Origin of the sequence: Methanobacterium sp. (assembly GCA_016222945.1) — an archaeon.
Classification (GTDB): Archaea; Methanobacteriota; Methanobacteria; order Methanobacteriales; family Methanobacteriaceae; genus Methanobacterium_D.
In genome coordinates this window covers 236,104-255,706 of record JACRPY010000003.1, presented here as the reverse complement: position 1 = coordinate 255,706, position 19,603 = coordinate 236,104, and the positions used below count along the sequence as shown (strand labels likewise).

Sequence of the window (19,603 nt, the reverse complement as noted above, 5' to 3'; positions counted from 1 at the left end):
TGGCTTTAAACGTGCCACAGATGGTTTAGGTTGGTTTGGAAATAAGATAGGGATATGGTAAATGTGTTTTTCAATTTTAAAAAATATTAAGGGTGTTATTACCATGTTTAATAAAATTAAATGTTTTAAATGGAATGAAAATGGCATTAAACTAATAAAAGAAGGCAAATATGAAGAAGCCATTGAATTTTTCGACAAAATTTTAAAAATCAACCAAAAACATAAATGGGCCTGGTATAATAAAGGTTTAGCTCTTTTGAACCTTGGTAGACACGATGAAGCATTGGAGTATTTTGATAAAGCCTTAAAAATAGACCCAGAAGATGTAGATGCATTAAATAATAAAGGAAGATCACTTAGCGGATTAAGAAAACCTGAAGAAGCAATTAAGTATCATAAAAAAGCATTGAAAATTGATCCTAATAATAAAGGTGCTGCAGCAGGTATGGGAATAGCATTTACTGCGATGGAAAAACCTGAAGAAGCAATGAAATGGTATGAGAAATTTATGATGGATAAATAATTATTTAATATTTCTTTTAGGATTACATCTCTTTAATGATGATAAACACACCAGGGATAATTAGCGGAGCTATAACTGCTACAGGTAATGCTGTTGCATGGGCAGGTAATAAAATTAACGAAGCTAAGATTGTAATGAATAATTTTGTTGATAGTTTTAAAGCCTCAGCTAAGTCCATTTACAATAAAACTCTTAAACCTGCACTTGACCGGTTTAACAGTGAAAGAGCTGAGTTTCAAAAGAAGGGTTTAGTTAAGTATGTTGGATATAAATATGCTCAAGCTAAAACTTTTGTTAAAGAGAAGGTGTATCAGGTTAAAAATGTGTATGATAGGCATTTTAAGCCTTTGGCACAAAAATATATCGCACCAGCAGCACATAAACTATTAGATCCTATTGTGCAAAGTAAGACATTTAAGGCAATAAGAAACCTTCCAGGAATAAAACAAGTGGCTGACGGAGTAAGCTGGTTTGCAAGAGGATTAGGGATTTGGTAAAAGGAGCAGACATAATGGTTTTCGATCTATTTAAACGAAATACGTTAAGAAAATTGAATTCTAAAGGTATTAAACTCAGAGAAGAGGGTAAATTTAAGGAAAGCATTGAATATTATGACGAGGCTATAAAATTAGATCCAAAATTTAAATACGCATGGTATAATAAAGGAAATTCACTTAGGGGATTGAAAAAACCCGTAGAAGCAATTAAATGCTATGATAAAACTATAGGAATTGATCCTGAGTTTTCAGCAGCGTGGTATAGCAAAGGAAATGCATTAAACGACTTAGAAAAATTAGATGATGCAATTAAATGTTATAATAAAGCTTTAGAGATATGTCCAAAAAATTTAGATTCAATGCATAAAATAGGCAATACATTTTTGAAGATGGAAAAGTATGATGATGCTTTAGAGTGTTTTGATAGGGTTATTGAGATTGATCCTAAGTTTAGGGATGCTTATTATGGTAAAGTTTTTGCTTTTAATAAGTTAGGGATGTTTGATGAGATTATCACTTGTTTTGATGAGTTTTTAAAATATGAACCTAGCGATACTGAGGTTTACTATTGGAAAGGCGATGCTTATAAGAAACGTGAACAGTATTTTAAAGCACTTGATTGCTTTGATAAGGCTTTAGAATTAGATCCTGAAGATGAAGAATCATGGTTTGAAAAAGGAAACACGCTTCAAAAACTTAAAAAATACGGTGAAGCGCTTGAATGCTACAACAAAGCTTTAGAGTTAGATTCTGATTTTGAAGAAACAGTTGAAGCTAAAAAGAGGCTTTTAGAGTTGATGGGCAGAGATTGAATGAAATAATTAGTTTATAATTGAAAGCTGTTAATGTATGGAAGAGGTTTTATGAGCTTATGGGAGATTTACTTATTGTTTTGGGGTTTGATAGCTATATTTGTAGCTATATATTCTTTTTTAGGTTCAAGGTATCTATTAATGTTTTTTTTTAGTATCTTTTGGTGTTTATCTCATTTTAAGCGCGTTGCAACGTGAATATTATAATTATTTTAATCCTGAATTAGCTTTTGTGCTTTTAATCATATTTCAAGCATCAATATTGACATATGTCTGCATATTTGCACTAATATACACATCAGAACTATTATTCTATTTTGAAATAGGATTTTTCTTATATTGTCTAGCAGATCTATATTTAGTTTACAAAGACCAATCTAGATGTTAAACCAGTAACACATAAATATTTAGATCCTGTTTGGAATCATCCGGCAACTCAATGGGTTGTGAAAAATGTGCCTGGCGCTAAACAAGTCACAGATGGTTTAGGCTGGTTTGGAAATAAATTAGGAATCTGGTAAACTAATATAAAAATTAAAAGAAAGGTAGATGAAAGAAAATGTGGGAGTATGATGAATTCAAATACATAAAAAAAGATTACAATAATTTAATCAGTGATTTTGGCGATGTTAATGGTGTTAAGGAATTAGCAGATGAAATAAAGGGTTTGTATGACTCTGAATTATATGAACGATTTTTTAAAACATGGAAGTATACAGATAAACATCATAATAAGGTTAAATTCATTGAGGAGGATGATAAAAAATTAAGAGTAGCTCATCTTGCACATGAGAATATGAGCCACCGCATATTAATTTATCATCCTCCATTAACTGATTTAATTACTTTTTTTGAAGTTTACAGAATGTATTCATTCTTTTTAGATGTTTACCAGATGAATACAGGAAAAGAATTGGGTTACGAGGAAATGAAAAAACTGCATCTTTGCAAACTAGATGAACATCTCATTTTTGCATTAGATAAATTTGACGAAGTTACTGAAACTCCTGAACCTACAGCAGAATACTTCCAAAAACTAAAAAAAATCAAATGGAAAGACAAAAAAACAAAAAAACTTTTTGGGAAAATACATAAATTACATGGTGAAATAAAACGTGAAAAATGGGGTATGATAAAGAGTGGTGTTCTAAATGTTTCAGAGGAGAAATTTCTTTTGTTTTTAGCTGCTTGTAGTGCTGTAAATAATGGTAGGGATAAAATAAACATGGAAGATATTCTGATTGCTTATAAAACTTATTTTAAACTTCTTAAAACAGATTTACCTTCACTAGTGGATAGATTAGGGGAGGAAAATAAGTCTGAATTAGAAAAACACTGAAATAATATTTCTTTAATTTTTCTTTTAATATCAAAATGGTTTAAGTAAACTAAAACTTTTGTTAGGGAAACTGCTCCTAAGGTTGTGAAGTATTATAATAAGACTGTTAAGCCGTGGATGGAGAAGAATGTTAAACCTGCAATACATAAACGTTTAGATCCTATTTGGAATCATCCAGTAACACAAGCAGTAATCAACAATGGATATTCCATATATAATGGAATAAAAAAATGGGCATTCGGATAAAAAAAGATAAAAACAGGAGTTATACTTATGGGATTATTACATGCAGAACCAACAGAAAAAGTAGCAGAAAAAGTACTAAAAGACTTTAGCGATATTGAAGGATTAAAAGAAGTAGTGGAAGGTATATTAAGTTTAGTTGATTCTGAGGTTTATGAGAAGCTGGTTCATGGTGTACCTAACGATCCGTTGATGGATTCTGGAGATTATGATGAACCTTCAGAATTAATCAAAATAGCCTCTAAGAATATGAGTAAATTTCCTTTAAATATACCTTTTACGCCTTTAATCGTAGCTAAACAGGTTCTGTTGCCTTATACTTTTGTATCAGATATTTACTGTATTAGGTTGGGCAGGCAATTCTCCAAAGAAGAGTTATATAACGTTTGTTATGGTGAAATGGCTGCAAGAATACTTTTACTGCTTGAGAATTTTGATTCAAAACAAGAAACACCCCAACCAACTAAAGAATTCTTCAAGAAGTTAGGTAAGGTTAAATGGCAGGATAAAAAAGCTAAGAAACTCTTTAATGGTTTGCATGAAATAGGGTACATGTCTGTGTTTAATAATTGGAAAGGTGCTGGGGGGAGAACACCAATCTTCACAAATACTGAAAAAGCTTTTATTTTGCTTTTGTCTGGTTGTAGTGCTGTTATTGATGGAAGAGATAAAATTAGCACTTATGACATTATAAAAGCTCATAGAACTTATTTTAAGTTGATTAATACTGATATTAGTAAGTTAATGTGAATTAAAAGTTATATCTTAGATGGACGTGTTTAATGGTGAATGTTAGGAAAGTTATTGCAATTGTTGTGGCTGTTTTAGTTTTTATTTTCTTGTTTAGTGGTATAGCTATTGGTGTTCCTGCGGTTTGGCCAGGCTATAGTTTTAGTAAGCATCCCTTAGAACGAATAATTTTATTAGGGCTCGTGTTTTGTGCAACAGCAATAACATACGGCCTAATAAAAGGCAAAGAACCAGAACAAGAACATGAAATTAAGGAAGAAAAACCTTCTAATTGAATCCAAAATTAAATGTTAAAATATATAAGGAAATTGATTAGAATATATTATTAATGTCTACAAAGGGGAAAATTGCTTTAATTATTTTAATTATACTGCTTTTTGCAGTTATTGCCTATTTAATATGGCCTAAACCTGTTGAATACAGTTCAAGAACAGTTATAGGCACTGTAGATCTTCCAAACCCTAAATTTACAGGAAGTATGTCTGTAGAACAAGCTATTCATGACAGACGTTCTGTTAGAAAATATACTAATGAATCTTTAACCTTAAATGATGTTTCACAACTTTTATGGGCAGCTTATGGAGTTACAGAAGCTAGTAAGAATTTTAAAACTGTTCCATCAGGAGGGCATACTTATCCTCTCGAAATTTACTTAATTGTAGGTAATGGAAGTGTAAAAGGTTTGGATAGTGGGTTTTATCATTATGTTCCTCAAAACCACAGCCTTGAGAAGATATTAGATGGGGATTTAAGGGAGAAATTTGCAAAAGCATCCCATAATCAGCTTTGGATAAAAGAAGCACCAGTAAATATTGTGATAACAGGAAACGATGATAAGATGATGAATAAATATAAAGATAATAAGCTCAGCATCCGATTTGTTGATATAGAGGCAGGGCATTCTGGACAGAACATTTATCTTCAAGCCCAGGCCATGAATCTTGCAACAGTGGCAATAGGATCTTTTTATGAGGATCAGGTTATAAATATTTTGCATCTGCCTTCTAATGAAAGAATTATTTATAGTTTCCCTGTAGGGCATTCTGCAAAGTAAAAAAATAGTTTATACTAAAAAATTTAGGCCTTAAATTTAAAATAAATAAAAAAAAGCTATTTTAGATTAATATACGTTCTGGATGAGTGTAAATATTAAATCTGCCTCCTCTTACAAATCCAACTATTGTAACACCTGTTTCTCCACCTACCATATATCCGGAGGATGTAGGTGCAGATTTAGATGAAATAATAGGAATACCAATCCTTGCGATCTTTATTATCATATCTCCAGGCATTCTGCCGCTTGAAAACATGAAACTATTAGAAAAATCAATATTATCCAATTCCCCTGCACCTACTACTTTATCTATGGCCACATGCCTGCTGACGTCCTCTATAGCAATGAATTTATTTTCATTAACTAAAGCAGCGATGTGAGTCCCTCCGGTTTTACTCCAAATATCTGAACTTTCTCTTAATTTTTTAGATGCATCAAGAATCATCTCTTTGGAGATTTTATAGTCTGATTCGACTTTTTCTGTAAATTCTATTTTACTTCTCATTCCACCAAAACAATCAGAGCTCATTACCAGTTCTCTTCTTAAATCAAAATCAGCAAGGCTGGTTTCAACTTTTATAGTGTTATCTTCAATTTCAAGTTTGGTTATATCTTCTTTGGAACTTAATAATCCTTCTCCAAGTAAATATCCTATTGCAAATTCTTTTAGATGTGTAGGGCTCATTGAAAAAGTTCCAATAACAGTTTTATTTACAATAACCTTTATTTCTTCATCATTACTTATTACTTCATCTATTTCAGAGTTTTCTTTGCCTACTCGCAATGCTTTTATATTTTTAACCATTTTTGGCATGATTCTTCCTCAAATTGGCTTCGAAATTGAATATATTTAAAATAGGGAAATATTATTATTTTTTGGACATAGGGGTGTTTGATTTATCTGAACCTTCTACTATGTCGTCTACCCATGAAATGGCTGCTGCAACAGTGGGGAATCCTATAGTGCTTGTAACTAAAATTAGGGCATGATATACTTCATCAGGCGATGCCCCCAGTTCAAGAGCTCTTCGGGCATGGCTGTGTACAGCACCTTCTGATCTTATAGCTGCTGATGCTGCAAGCTGGATTAAATGGGATGTTTTTTTATCTATGGGGCCTGATTCTTCTGTTGTTTTTCCCATTTCATTTAAAATATTTCCAAATTCTTTAAATCTTTCCCTTATGCTTATATGATGTTCCGGAAATTCATTTTGCATGACGGTTCTCTCCATTGATGTTTGTTTATTTTATGTTTTTGATTAAATATATTTATTACGAATTATAAAATTGGAAAATAATCACAAATACTTTGAGAATATTAAAAAATAGCAATATTAAAGAATTTAAACTCCTTGAATTAATATGAATACAAAAATTTATACAGTACAATTCCATAAATATCACTACTTTTTATACTGATTTAAAATAATTAATTAGAAATTTACAAATCAACTTTATGGGCATTATTGTCGGAGGAATTTAATGGAGAAAACATTAGAGGAAATATTATCATCATACAATGGCGAAAAATCAGAATTAATACCTGTTTTACAGGATATTCAATCTAATTTTGGTTATTTATCTGAAGAATCCATAATTGAAGTTTCTAAATTCTTAAACATGCCTGAAAGCGAAGTTTATGGGGTTGCAACATTTTATGCTCAATTTAGATTCGATCCTATTGGCAGAAAACATATTATGGTTTGTAAAGGAACTGCATGCCATGTGTTAGGAGCTTCCCAGATTATAGAAGGAATAGAAAGACATTTAGGAATAAATGAAGGTGAAGTAACTTTTGACCTTGAATATTCGTTAGAATCGGTAGGATGCCTGGGATGCTGTGCTTTAGCACCATGTGCAATGATTAATGATAATGTAGAATCTAAAATAGGTTTAAAAGATATTAAAAAGATGTTTCGAAAATCTAAATCTCCAAATAAGGATAATTGAGTCATGATTATAAACCAATAAAAAGGGACTTTAAATGAATTTTAATAAAATAACTCAAAAAGCAAAGGAAGAATATAACTCTTTATATGAAAGAGAGGATCCTCTGATACTTATAGGCTCTGCAACATGCGGTAATTCTGCAGGAGCATCAGCATTAATACCAATAATTGAAGAAACACTTGAAGACCATGATTTAAAAGCAGAAATTATGGAAGTAGGATGTATTGGGATTTGTTACGTGGAACCTATCATAACTGTGTTTAAAAAGGGAAAACCAGGAATTTTCTATGGTAATATAACTCCAAAAATTGCCACAAAAATAGTTGAATCATACTTAATTAATGATGACCCTCTGCCAGAACATGCACTGGGAACTGTCGGAAAAGGTGAAATTCAAGGTATAAACTCATTTTTTGATATGCCTGTGCTTAAGCCGCAGGTTAGAAAAATTTTGCGGCATTGTGGATTTATAGATCCAAAAAATATTGACCATTACATAGCAAATGAAGGATACAGTGGATTTATAAATGCTCTTAAACTAAAACCTGAAGAAATAATAGAAAAACTCAAAGAATCAGGATTAAGGGGAAGAGGAGGAGCAGGGTTTCCTACATGGATGAAATGGCAATTCTGCATAGATTCGGAAGCAGATACTAAATATTTAATCTGTAACGCAGATGAAGGTGATCCTGGAGCTTTTATGAACAGATCCTTACTTGAAAGCGATCCACATTCAGTTTTAGAAGGAATATTAATCGGAGGATATGTAACTGGAGCAAAAAACGCTTATATTTACTGTAGAGCAGAATATCCTCTTGCACTGGAACGATTGAAACATGCTTTAGTTCAAATGAGAGAATACGGGTTTTTAGGGAAAAATATCAATAATTCTGGGTTTAATTTTGATATAGAGATTAAAGAAGGTGCAGGTGCATTTGTATGTGGTGAAGAAACTGCATTAATTGCATCAATCGAAGGAAAAAGAGGAACACCACGCACAAGACCACCATTTCCCACAACTTCTGGTTTATGGGGTAAACCAACTGTTATAAATAATGTGGAAACATTTGCAAGCGTAGCTTTTATAATGCAGGAAAGTCCAGGTAAATTTGCTGAATACGGGACAGATGCAAGCAAAGGAACAAAAACATTCTCCTTAGTGGGTCAGGTTAAAAACACAGGGCTAATTGAAGTTCCATTAGGCACAACCCTACGAGAAGTGATTTTTGATATTGGTGGCGGAATTTTAGATGATGGCGAGTTTAAAGCGGTTCAAATTGGAGGGCCATCTGGAGGATGTTTAACAGAGGAGTTTATTGACACTCCTATAGATTATGATTCACTGGTGACGGCAGGGGCAATAATGGGCTCTGGTGGGCTTGTAGTAATGGATCAAAGCACATGTATGGTGGATGTGGCGCAGTACTTCCTTGGATTTATCCAAAAAGAATCATGTGGAAAATGTGTGCCTTGTAGACTTGGAACCAAACAAATGCTGGATATTTTAGGAGATATTACTGAAGGTAAAGGCCATATAGAAGATATAGCATTACTTATGGAGTTAGCTGAGGGAATAAAAGAAGGATCTCTTTGTGCGCTGGGAGGAACATCTCCAAATCCTGTACTAACAACTTTAAATCTTTTTAAAGATGAATATGATGCACATATAAATGAAAAGATTTGTCCATCCCTTGTATGCAAAAATCTCATATCTTACAATATAATACAAGATAAATGTAATGGATGCATGCTATGCCTTAAATCATGTCCAGTAAATGCAATAAGTGGAGAAAAAAAGGAACCACATACAATTGATCAAAGTAAATGCGTTAAATGTGGAACATGCATTGATTTATGCTCTAAAGCTGATGCAGTTGAATGTATTTCTAAACCAAAAGAGGATAATGAAGATAATAATGCTTCAGCGATCATATAATTAAATATAAACTCTAATGGTTTATTTTATTTATTATAATTGCATGAATTAATTTTTTTTGAGGGTATATAAAATTTTAGGGATATTACATGTTTATTTTCAACTTTGAGCATTTTTAATCATTAATTCGATTTTTTTACCTTCAAAGTCTTTTAGTTCATCCCCTTTAAGGGAAGATATCATGCCTATTGTTGTATTTCTTACAAAATTCTGCACAAATTTGTTCATAGGAATAGGATTACCATCTATTTTAAGTTCAATATTTTTTACTTTTTTCATAGCGCATGTGCTTTCAGCTTCATTTCCTTTAACTACAGCTTTTGCAAAATCTTCACATTTTCCATAACCACAATCATTACAGTTTAAATCAGGTAAACGACCGTAGCTACGTTTTTCTATTAGATCAACCAATGATTTAAGTTCATCATCACTTATTTCCAGAGCATTTACATTTTTTATAGTATATTCATCTTTAAAGGATGATACTGATATTTTAGCGTAATTTGATGTTTTTAAACCTTCAATAACTAAAAAATCAAGTTTTTTCATGCATTCTATCATGTTTAAAATATTTTTTAATTCTAAACTCTCATTTAAAATAAAGAATGTTTTATCTGCTGAGCCAACTACAAGCTCTGCACCTGCTTTTTGGTGTTCCCATGTATCTTTACCCTCGATGTCGAAGCTTTTGTGCATATGCTTAATTGTTCCAACCTTAAATCCACGATTTACAAGTTCTTTAACTATTTTAACCACTAAAGTAGTTTTTCCAGTATTTTTTGTTCCTATAACACTAATAATTTTCATAATTATTGCACCTACAAAATAACTAACCTACATCTTTATTATAAATATATATCAATATTAAATTATTCTATATTTTGGTACTATAACTAATAAAAACTTATGAGATTAACATGAATGACAAAATAACGCTTTTTATAGATGGAATGGATATTAAAGCAGAAAAGGGAGACACCATTCTACAAACAGCCCTTAAAAATGATATTTATATACCTAACTTGTGTTATAATCCAAATTTAAAATCATTTGGAGCATGTAGGTTATGTATTGTTGAAATCGACGAGGGACGTGTAGTCACATCCTGTGAAACTGTAGTTGAAGAGGGAATGAATGTTATAACTGAAAATAAACGTTTAAATAACATTAGGAAAGTAACAACAGAATTATTACTTGTAAATCATGAATCAGATTGTCTTACATGTGCAAAAGATAATAACTGTGGTCTTCAAAAGATATCAGCATATCTCGATATAAAAGAAGATGATCTTAAAGGTTTAAGGCGGAAAGTCAAAGAAATTCCTAAAGACACTTCTAATCCCTTCTTTAATCGTGATCTTCAAAAATGTATTTTATGCGGTATATGTGTCAGAATATGTAATGAGATTCTGGGCGTTAATGCTATTGATTTTAGTTACAGAGGATATGAAACCAAAATCACAGCTTTTGCAGATAAACCAATACTGGAATCAAACTGTGTATCTTGCGGAGAATGTGTTGTAGGATGTCCTGTAGGGGCACTTATACCTAAAGAAGGTTTAAAACCTTCAAAAGAAATTAAAACAATCTGTCCTTACTGTGGAGTGGGTTGTGGGATATATCTGGGAATTAGGGGAAATGAAATAAAAAATGTCAGGGGCGATCTGGATAATCCTGTAAATGAAGGTAATCTTTGTGTTAAAGGAAGATTTGGGTATAATTTTGTTAACCATCCTGATAGATTAACTTCACCTCTTATAAAACGAAATGGAGAGTTTAAAGAAGCAAGCTGGGACGAAGCATTGAATTATATAGCTCAAAACCTTTCTAATTATAAAGGAAGTTCTTTTGCAGCCATAGCATCTGCAAAATGTTCTAATGAAGAAAATTATCTCATTCAAAAGTTTACAAGGGCAATAATGGGTACAAATAACATTGATCACTGTGCCCGGCTTTGCCATGCCTCCACTGTTTCTGGACTTGGTCAAAGTATAGGAAGCGGGGCAATGACTAATTCCATAACAGAAATTGGTGATGCAGACTGTATATTTGCTATAGGAACAAATACTACATCCTCACACCCAGTATTGGCATTAAAAATAATAAAAGCCGTTGATAATGGTTCAAAATTAATTGTAGCTAATCCCAAGGAAATTGAACTATGTAAACATGCAGATTTATTTTTACAGCATAAACCGGGAACAGATGTTCCTCTTCTTATGGGAATAATGCATATAATAGTTAAAGAAAATCTTCATGATTTAGAATTCATAAAAGAACATGTTGAAAACTTTGATGATTTCAAAAAATCACTTGAAGAATTCGATCCAGGTTCAGTAGAAACAATTACAGGAGTAACTAAGGAAAATCTAATTGAAGCAGCAAGGATTTATGCAGTTTCTGATGCCGCATCTATATTGTATTCAATGGGCATAACACAGCATTCTCATGGAACTGATAATGTCTTAGCTGTTAGTAATCTTGCATTAATTACTGGAAATCTTGGTAAACCGTCTTCAGGAGTAAATCCACTTCGTGGACAAAACAATGTGCAAGGATCCTGTGATATGGGAGCTTTACCCGATATTTATCCGGGTTATCAGAAAATAGATAATGGAGAAACTTTAAAAAAGTTTGAAAAATCATGGAATTGTGAATTAAACAAAGAAAAGGGTTTAACTCTTACTCAACTATTTGAATCTGCTTACAATGGTAATATTAAAGCCATTTATATTGTAGGGGAAAACCCTGTTTTAAGTGATCCTGATTCTGCCCATGTAAAAGAAGCACTGGAAAAACTTGATTTTTTAGTGGTTCAAGATATTTTCTTAACAGAAACTGCCGAATTTGCAGATGTTGTTCTTCCGGCATGTACATTTGCAGAAAAAGAAGGGACTTTTACAAACACTGAAAGGCGAGTTCAAAGAATTAACAAGGCAATAATGCCATTAGGTGATTCAAAGCCTGATTGGTGGATTATAGCCGAAATTGCAAAAAGAATGGATGGTAAAGGCTTTATTTTCGCTAATCCTTCAGAAATTTTCGATGAATTAGCATCTCTAACTCCTATTTATGCAGGTATTTCCTATGATCGCCTGGAGAATGGAGGGTTACAATGGCCATGTACTGATAAAGATTGTTCAGGAACTTCTACTCTTCATAAAGAAGGGTTTTCCACTGAAAACGGTAAGGGCAAACTAAAAGCTTTAAAATACCGTCTGCCCGCCGAAATTCCTGATGAAGAGTATCCTTTAGTTTTAACAACAGTACGTAGTCTTTACCAGTATCATACAGGCACTATGACTCGGAAAGTGGAAGGATTGAATAAATTATATGAATTTGAACTTTTGGAAATTAATCCAGAAGATGCATTAAATCTTGAAATTAGTAATGGAGATATTGTGAAAGTTTCATCAAGAAGAGGAGAAATGAATGCTAAAATCAAAATAACAGATACGGTTCCTGAGGGTCTTGTTGCCATGACATTTCATTTCAGCGAAACTCCAACTAATTTAATTACAAACAACGCTTTGGATCCGGTATCTGAAACTCCTGAGCTTAAATATTGTGCTGTAAAGGTTGAAAAAGCTTAATTTATTTGAAATATTATTTTTTAAATACAATGAACTACAAATTTTAGTATACAAAATGAAGGTGATATGTTGAAAGAAGAAAATGTTTGTGTTAGCTGCGATGAACTATGTGAATATCTAGAAAATGAAGTTAAACCGGGAGATTCTGTTAAATTATCCCTTGGAAGGTGTTATATCCCAGGTAAAGTAGTTACAAATAACGATGGAATTTTACAGATTCAAGTAGAAGGTGAAACAATAAGAGGTTTAACTTCAATCGATGTTGAAAAAATTAAGGATTTTTTAATTGAAGTTGAACATGAATGTAAAGATGGAAAATGCACTCTTGAAGCTAAGGATGAATAGTTTAACAACTAAAATTCTTTTTTATTTAAATTAAAGAGTTATTCATATTGTATTTTTATTTTAAGTAGTTTAAATGTTGAATTGCAATATCATATTGTGTGTGAATAGTACACATCACTATATAAACTTTCCTATTTGATTTTAGTGAGAATGTATATATATAAAGATCAAGAAACGTGTAATCAATACACATGGTGAGTTCATGCCTAAACATATCCTCTCAGGTTTAAATTACCTAGCAGCAATAAATCTTAGAAAAGATGGTTATCTTCAAAAAGAAATTGCTGAAACACTGGGAATGGATAGATCAACAGTATCGCACTATATTAACGGCCGAAATATATCATGGGATTCCATTGAAATCGCTGAAACTATAAGCAAACTATGTCCTGAAGATTTTTTAAAAATGACCAATGCACTAACAAAAGACACAGAAAAGACAAGGACAATCATTATAACGTTAATGGGGCATAAATTTGACCCTAAAGTGAAAGATAGCTGTATAGGATGTGGGCTTTGTGTAGATACATGCTTAATGAAAGCTGTAGATTTAACTGACCTCAAAGCACAGATAGACCCTAATTGGTGTTGTGGATGTCGTATATGTGAATCAAGGTGTCCAACCAACTCAATAGAAATTTTGGAGGTTCAAGAAACCGAAGGTTTCTGAACAGCAAAAATTAAAAATTTTTGCATGTTGAAGTAAACGAAAAGTTTCCGAAACCCCAAAAATAATATTTTTGGAGGTTCAAGAAATCGAAGCATTCGAAAATCCATGATTTTTGATAGGTTTCTGAACCACAAAAATTGGAACAAGCAAAACTTTGGAAATCAGAGATTTGCAAACTTTCAGTTTTGTGTCCCAAAAATCTACGATTTTTGAGGAATTTTTGGAGGTAGAAAATGGTATCAAATGAAAAAACCACTGAAGAAAAGAATATCTGCATTGAGAGGGAAGCAGAAGAAGACAGAAAGCTTTCCTTTGAAAATGATACTTGTATTGGATGTGGTATATGTGAGCAAATATGTCCTGTGGATGCAATAGAACTTGGTCCAATAGGTGCAATTGTAAGAAATGAAGTAGATGCTTCAAAAATCGACATAAATGAAAACAAATGCGTACTTTGTGGTATGTGTAGTGTAGGATGTCCTGTTGAAGCAATAGATTTCACAATAGACGATAAACCAATTAAAGAAATAGAAGAATACCCAAAACTTATCAGATCAATTACACCTGAACTTGAAAAGTGTGTTTATTGCGGAGCATGTGATATAGCATGTCCACAAGGAGCTATAAGCGTTATTAGAGAATTACCTGACAGATCTGAACTTGTCACAGGTGAAATAGAAGTAGATAAAGATGCTTGTATTTCATGTGGAATGTGTGAAGAAATGTGTCCAGCAGACGCCATATATTTAGAAGAACAGCTTCCTACATCTTCAAGTCCAGAAATAGCATCTGATATAATTGTGGATAAAGATAGTTGTGTATACTGCGGAATATGCAAGCGAATATGTCCTGAAGATGCTATAAAAGTCATATGTAAAGTATGTCCTTACGGAGAATATGAAATTTCCGAAGCAGAAATTAAAGGAAACATGGTAGTAGATGAAGGTTTATGTGTTAACTGTGGATGGTGCAAAGAAATCTGTCCAAAAGATGTATTTGAAGTTCAAAAACCATTTGAAGGTGAACTAACCATAAATCAAGATGCCTGCCAGGGATGTGAAACATGTATTGAAGTATGTCCATGTAATGTGCTATCATTCCCAGCATCATCTGCATCTGGTAAAATAGCTGAAAGGCTCCATAAAGACGAAAAATACTGTATATACTGCGGAGCATGTGAAAAAGCCTGCCCTACTGAAGCTATAGCAGTTAAAAGGACTGATGTAAACTACACTCCTACTAAATCCAAAGCATGGCAAAAAGCTGTGGAATCATTAAAATTAACGGAGGGTAAATAATGGCGATTAAACTTGTAGCACATAGAGAACTTTGTCACGGATGCGGGAACTGTGTTGTAGCATGTCCTGTAAACGCATCAAAAAGTACAGAGATTGCTGGAGGAAAAGGAACATCTGGAGATGTTGAGCCAGTTATTTTAGTAGATGACGGTGCTATAAAAATAAACAGATCAAAAGAATGCAAAGAATGTGCAACTTGTGTTAAAGCGTGCCCAGTAGGCGCCATAGCCCTGGAGGTTGTAGAATGAATTTTATATTAAACACAGGAAGAACAGTATGGCAAGGTCAAGCCATAGAATCTGGTAAAGACCTTCCAATGTACGTTGACGCTGCAGCAATATGCCACATGAACAAAGATCAAATGGAAGATTTAGGTGTAACTGCAGGGGATAACATCGAAGTTGTTTCAGAATACGGAGATGTTATTGTTAAAGTTGTAGCTACAAAAGAAACTCTCCCTGATGGAATGTTATACATCCCTATGGGCCCATGGGCAAACAGAGTTATAAGGCCTATAACTGACTGTACAGCAACACCAAGTTTTAAAAACATTCCTGTAGATGTCAACCCAACAGATGAAGAAGTTTTAGACATGCCTACTTTAATGAAGGTTTATAAAAAAGCGCAGATGATTTAAGACCTCAAAGGAGGATTTTCATTGGAAAAAATAATAAAAAACGGAATGGTTTATGATCCACTAAATAACATCGATGGAGACAAGATGGACATCTGTATAAGAGACGGACAAGTAGTGGACAGTGTAAGTGATAAAGCAGAAGTAATAGATGCTTCTGGAAAAATCGTAATGGCTGGAGGAGTTGACCCTCACACACACATAGCCGGTGCAAAAGTTAATGTTGGAAGGATGTACCGTCCAGAAGACAGTAAAAAAGACGTTGAAACAAATTTTGGAGGTAGAAGAGCTGGAAGTGGGTTCTCAGTTCCATCAACATTCATGACCGGTTACAGATATGCTCAGATGGGTTACACAACTGCTATGGAAGCAGCTATGCCTCCATTACTTGCAAGACACACTCACGAAGAGTTCCATGACATGCCTATAATTGACCATGCAGCTTTCCCACTATTTGGAAACAACTGGTTTGTAATGAAGTACATAAAAGAAGGCAATCTGGATAAATGTGCAGCTTATGCAGCATGGTTACTTAGAGTAACCAAAGGATACGCAATAAAAATTGTAAACCCTGCAGGTACAGAAGCATGGGCATGGGGAGGAAACGTTCACGGAATCAACGACCCAGTACCATACTTTGATGTAACAGGTGCAGAAATCATAAAAGGCTTAGCAGAAGTAAATGAAATGCTCGGACTTCCACACGCAATACATTTACACTGTAACGACCTTGGACACCCTGGAAACTACGAAACAACTATTGCATCCTTCGATGTACCTAAAGACATTACTCCGACCCCTAAATATGGTAACAGAGATAAAATTCTATACGCTACACACGTTCAGTTCCACTGTTACGGAGGAACAAACTGGAGAGATTTTGTATCGGAAGCACCTAAAGTTGCAGATTACGTAAACAAAAACGATCACATTGTAATTGACGTTGGTCAAGTAACATTAGATGAAACAACCACAATGACAGCAGACGGACCAATGGAGTATGATTTACACTCTTTAAATGGTCTTAAATGGGCTAACTGCGATGTTGAAATGGAAACTGGTTCAGGAGTAGTTCCATTTATATATGCAGCCAGAGCACCAGTTCCTGCAGCTCAATGGGGAGTTGGAATGGAACTCTTCTTACATACAAAAGATGCAAGTAAAGTATGCTTAACCACTGACAGCCCAAATGCAGGGCCATTCACAAGGTATCCAAGAGTTATTGCATGGTTAATGAGTAACCAGTACAGAATGAACATGATTGAAAATGAACTTCACAAATGGGCACAAACCAAAACCACTGTGGCCACATTAGACCGTGAATACTCATTATACGAAATAGCTCAAGTTACAAGAGCAACAGCTGCTAAAGTGCTCGGTTTAAGTGATACCAAAGGACATCTCGGAGCAGGTGCAGATGCAGATATTGCAGTATATGATTTCAACCCAGAAACACAGGATCAATCTGCAGAATACATGGCAATAGAAAAAGCCTTTGGAAATGCATCTTATGTGCTTAAAGATGGGGAAATTGTAGTTGTTGATGGAGCAATGACAAACCCTGACATTTATGGAAGAACATACTGGATAAACACCCATGGAAAACCAGAAGCAGAAGAAGCTGTAAAAGCTGATGTGGATAAATGGTTTAAACAATATTACTCAGTAAACCTTGAGAACTACCCAGTACAGGATGAATACATTCCAAAATCAGTTCCATTAATTGAGGAGTGATTAAAATGGCAGAAATAATTTTAACACCAAAATCACAGCCACAAGTACCTATTGAGGCTGATACAATAACTCCTGATGCAATAGCAGGTAAAAGCATTGATGAAATCAAAAATATAGAACTCTGGTTTGGTAACAAAAAAGCTCTTTTATCTGACTTCTTTGATGTAGACGGCGAATCTTCTGAAAATGCATCTGAAATAAAGATCATCTTCGACGGAGATGTCTACAACACCAAAAGAATAGGACAAGGCATGACCACTGGTGAAATAGTCGTCAAAGGTAATGCTAGCATGTATGCTGGTGCTGAAATGAAAGGCGGAAAAATCACTGTTGAAGGAGATGCAGGTCCATGGGCTGGAAGAGATATGGAAGGCGGAGAACTTACCATAATGGGTAACGCTGGAGATTACATAGGTTCAGCCTACCGTGGTGACTGGAGAGGAATGAGTGGAGGTTTACTCACAGTTTACGGTGATGTTGGTAACGAAATAGCCGAATTTATGCTCGGTGGAAAAATGGTTATCAAAGGAAACGTGAACATCATGCCAGGAGTACACATGAACGGTGGAACCTTGATTATAGAAGGTAACGTTAAGGCCAGAACTGGCGGAGAAATGAAGGGCGGTACCATCGTAGTTAAAGGAGTTATAGGTGAATTCTTACCTGGATTTGAATTCCTTGGAGTCGAAAAGGACGTAGATATTGAAGGAGAGGTAATAGAAGGTAACTTCTTTAAATTTAAAGGAGATCTTGCAACTAAAGGTGCAGGCGGAATTATATACGCAGCAACTGCAGGAAATGGCCATATAGCGCCTTAATTTACCTAATATTAGGAGGAATAGTTGTGGAACTAGTAGAAAATGTTGTTTGTCCGTTTTGTGGAACCCTATGTGACGATATTATCTGTAAGGTAGAAAATAACGAAATAGTAGGTACTATAAACGCATGTAGAATCGGACACTCTAAATTTGTACACACAGAAGGTGCAATGAGATGGAAAAAGCCTATGATAAGACAGGGCGATGAATTTGTAGAAACCACTTATGATGAAGCAATCGAAAAGGCTGCTCAAGTACTTGCAAACTCAAAAAGACCATTAATGTATGGATGGAGCTGTACAGATTGTGAAGCTCAGGGAGTAGGTGTAGACCTTGCTGAAAAAACAGGGGCTGTAATTGATAACACAGCGTCTGTATGTCATGGACCGTCAGTACTCGCTCTTCAAGATGTGGGATATCCAATATGTACATTTGGTGAAGTTAAAAACCGTGCAGATGTAGTTGTATACTGGGGATGTAACCCAATGCACGCACACCCAAGACACCTTTCAAGAAACGTCTTTTCAAGAGGTTTCTTCAGGGAAAGAGGAAGAGCTGACAGAACACTTGTAGTTGTAGATCCAAGAAAATCAGATTCATCTAAATTAGCAGATATACACCTGCAAGTAGACTTTGACAAGGATTACGAACTTCTTGATGCTATAAGGGCAGTTGTACACGGTAAAGAGATTTTATATGATGAAGTTGCAGGTATTCCAAGAGAAGAAATATATGAAGTAGCTGAAGCACTTAAAAACGCTCAATTCGGTATTCTCTTCTTTGGAATGGGTATAACTCACAGCCGAGGAAAACACAGGAACATTGACACTGCAATATGTCTGGTTCAGGAGTTAAATGACGCTTCTAAATGGACTCTTATTCCAATGAGGGGCCACTATAACGTAACTGGATTCAACCAGGTATGTACATGGGAAAGTGGATTCCCATACTGTGTTGATTTTGCAACAGGAGAACCAAGATACAATCCTGGTGAAACTGGGGCGAATGATTTACTTCAAAACAAAGAAGCAGACTCAATGATGGTAATTGCATCTGATCCTGGTGCTCACTTCCCACAAAAAGCATTAGAGCGAATGGCAGAGATTCCTGTTATTGCTATTGAGCCTCACCGAACTCCAACCACTGAAATGGCAGATATTATAATTCCACCAGCAATTGTGGGTATGGAAGCAGAAGGAAGTGCATATAGGATGGAAGGTGTACCTATACGAATGAGAAAAGTCGTAGAATCGGATCTTCTATCAGATAAGCAAATCCTTGAAAAGCTCAGGGACAGAGTTCAAGAAATTAAAGCATCTCAGGCAAAATAAATATTTAAAATAAGTTTTTAAGCCATTAACGGCTTAAAATCTTCCTATTTTTTTTAAATACATCATTTAGTATTCA

At 34.2% G+C, this 19,603-nt stretch carries 22 protein-coding genes; 19 read left to right on the top strand and 3 right to left on the bottom strand.

From position 1 onward, the window contains the following. Window positions 1–103 precede the first annotated feature (103 nt). The 8 genes from HZC47_05915 (at window position 104) to HZC47_05880 (ending at window position 5,218) form a co-directional block, all read left to right on the top strand. Window positions 104–523: a tetratricopeptide repeat protein gene (locus HZC47_05915; GenBank protein MBI5680408.1), complete on the top strand. Its 420-nt coding sequence runs from the start codon at window positions 104–106 to the stop codon at window positions 521–523. Window positions 524–561: 38 nt separating this feature from the next. Beyond that, window positions 562–1,020, top strand: a complete 459-nt coding sequence (locus HZC47_05910; GenBank protein MBI5680407.1) for a hypothetical protein — start codon at window positions 562–564, stop codon at window positions 1,018–1,020. Beyond that, on the top strand, window positions 1,014–1,832 hold the full coding sequence (locus tag HZC47_05905; protein ID MBI5680406.1) for a tetratricopeptide repeat protein: 819 nt from the start codon (window positions 1,014–1,016) through the stop codon (window positions 1,830–1,832). The genes HZC47_05910 and HZC47_05905 overlap by 7 nt, the downstream gene beginning before the upstream one ends. Window positions 1,833–2,391: 559 nt before the next feature. Continuing rightward, complete coding sequence (locus HZC47_05900) at window positions 2,392–3,171, top strand: hypothetical protein (protein ID MBI5680405.1); 780 nt, start codon at window positions 2,392–2,394, stop codon at window positions 3,169–3,171. 84 nt (window positions 3,172–3,255) lie between these two features. After that, on the top strand, window positions 3,256–3,417 hold the full coding sequence (locus HZC47_05895; protein MBI5680404.1) for a hypothetical protein: 162 nt from the start codon (window positions 3,256–3,258) through the stop codon (window positions 3,415–3,417). Between the two features lie 27 nt (window positions 3,418–3,444). Beyond that, window positions 3,445–4,164 (top strand): hypothetical protein, encoded by a 720-nt coding sequence (locus tag HZC47_05890; protein MBI5680403.1) that lies wholly within the window; start codon window positions 3,445–3,447, stop codon window positions 4,162–4,164. 32 nt (window positions 4,165–4,196) lie between these two features. Next, window positions 4,197–4,439, top strand: coding sequence for a hypothetical protein (locus HZC47_05885; GenBank protein ID MBI5680402.1), 243 nt, complete (start codon window positions 4,197–4,199; stop codon window positions 4,437–4,439). Window positions 4,440–4,492: 53 nt separating this feature from the next. After that, the gene (locus HZC47_05880; GenBank protein MBI5680401.1) at window positions 4,493–5,218 is read left to right on the top strand and encodes a SagB/ThcOx family dehydrogenase; all 726 of its coding nucleotides are present in this window, start codon (window positions 4,493–4,495) and stop codon (window positions 5,216–5,218) included. A gap of 61 nt (window positions 5,219–5,279) precedes the next feature. Here the strand turns inward: HZC47_05880 and fdhD are convergent, their stop codons facing one another. Next, window positions 5,280–6,032 (bottom strand): formate dehydrogenase accessory sulfurtransferase FdhD, encoded by a 753-nt coding sequence (gene fdhD, locus HZC47_05875; GenBank protein MBI5680400.1) that lies wholly within the window; start codon window positions 6,030–6,032, stop codon window positions 5,280–5,282. A 55-nt stretch (window positions 6,033–6,087) separates the two neighbouring features. Next, window positions 6,088–6,435, bottom strand: coding sequence for a carboxymuconolactone decarboxylase family protein (locus HZC47_05870; protein MBI5680399.1), 348 nt, complete (start codon window positions 6,433–6,435; stop codon window positions 6,088–6,090). 265 nt (window positions 6,436–6,700) lie between these two features. Between HZC47_05870 and nuoE the strand changes: the two genes are divergently transcribed. Then, window positions 6,701–7,168: an NADH-quinone oxidoreductase subunit NuoE gene (gene nuoE, locus HZC47_05865; GenBank protein MBI5680398.1), complete on the top strand. Its 468-nt coding sequence runs from the start codon at window positions 6,701–6,703 to the stop codon at window positions 7,166–7,168. A 34-nt stretch (window positions 7,169–7,202) separates the two neighbouring features. Further along, window positions 7,203–9,104, top strand: a complete 1,902-nt coding sequence (locus HZC47_05860; protein ID MBI5680397.1) for an NADH-quinone oxidoreductase subunit NuoF — start codon at window positions 7,203–7,205, stop codon at window positions 9,102–9,104. 99 nt (window positions 9,105–9,203) lie between these two features. Here the strand turns inward: HZC47_05860 and mobB are convergent, their stop codons facing one another. Continuing rightward, window positions 9,204–9,911 (bottom strand): molybdopterin-guanine dinucleotide biosynthesis protein B, encoded by a 708-nt coding sequence (mobB, locus tag HZC47_05855; GenBank protein ID MBI5680396.1) that lies wholly within the window; start codon window positions 9,909–9,911, stop codon window positions 9,204–9,206. Window positions 9,912–10,021: 110 nt separating this feature from the next. Between mobB and fdhF the strand changes: the two genes are divergently transcribed. The 9 genes from fdhF (at window position 10,022) to HZC47_05810 (ending at window position 19,527) form a co-directional block, all read left to right on the top strand. Further along, window positions 10,022–12,697 (top strand): formate dehydrogenase subunit alpha, encoded by a 2,676-nt coding sequence (gene fdhF / locus HZC47_05850; protein MBI5680395.1) that lies wholly within the window; start codon window positions 10,022–10,024, stop codon window positions 12,695–12,697. 66 nt (window positions 12,698–12,763) lie between these two features. Continuing rightward, a complete protein-coding gene (locus tag HZC47_05845; protein MBI5680394.1) occupies window positions 12,764–13,042 on the top strand; it encodes a DUF2097 domain-containing protein in 279 nt (92 codons plus the stop codon). Between the two features lie 202 nt (window positions 13,043–13,244). Next, window positions 13,245–13,712, top strand: a complete 468-nt coding sequence (locus tag HZC47_05840; GenBank protein ID MBI5680393.1) for a 4Fe-4S binding protein — start codon at window positions 13,245–13,247, stop codon at window positions 13,710–13,712. Between the two features lie 233 nt (window positions 13,713–13,945). Next, complete coding sequence (locus tag HZC47_05835) at window positions 13,946–15,010, top strand: 4Fe-4S binding protein (protein MBI5680392.1); 1,065 nt, start codon at window positions 13,946–13,948, stop codon at window positions 15,008–15,010. Next, entirely contained in the window at window positions 15,010–15,258 is a 249-nt protein-coding gene (locus HZC47_05830; protein ID MBI5680391.1) for a 4Fe-4S binding protein, read from the top strand. The genes HZC47_05835 and HZC47_05830 overlap by 1 nt, the downstream gene beginning before the upstream one ends. Further along, window positions 15,255–15,647, top strand: a complete 393-nt coding sequence (locus tag HZC47_05825; protein MBI5680390.1) for a protein fwdD — start codon at window positions 15,255–15,257, stop codon at window positions 15,645–15,647. Before HZC47_05830 ends, HZC47_05825 begins: the two co-directional genes overlap by 4 nt. A gap of 21 nt (window positions 15,648–15,668) precedes the next feature. Then, entirely contained in the window at window positions 15,669–17,378 is a 1,710-nt protein-coding gene (locus tag HZC47_05820; protein MBI5680389.1) for a formylmethanofuran dehydrogenase subunit A, read from the top strand. 5 nt (window positions 17,379–17,383) lie between these two features. Continuing rightward, the gene (locus tag HZC47_05815) at window positions 17,384–18,196 is read left to right on the top strand and encodes a formylmethanofuran dehydrogenase subunit C (protein ID MBI5680388.1); all 813 of its coding nucleotides are present in this window, start codon (window positions 17,384–17,386) and stop codon (window positions 18,194–18,196) included. Between the two features lie 26 nt (window positions 18,197–18,222). After that, window positions 18,223–19,527 (top strand): formylmethanofuran dehydrogenase subunit B, encoded by a 1,305-nt coding sequence (locus HZC47_05810; GenBank protein MBI5680387.1) that lies wholly within the window; start codon window positions 18,223–18,225, stop codon window positions 19,525–19,527. The last annotated feature ends 76 nt before the right edge of the window (window positions 19,528–19,603 follow it).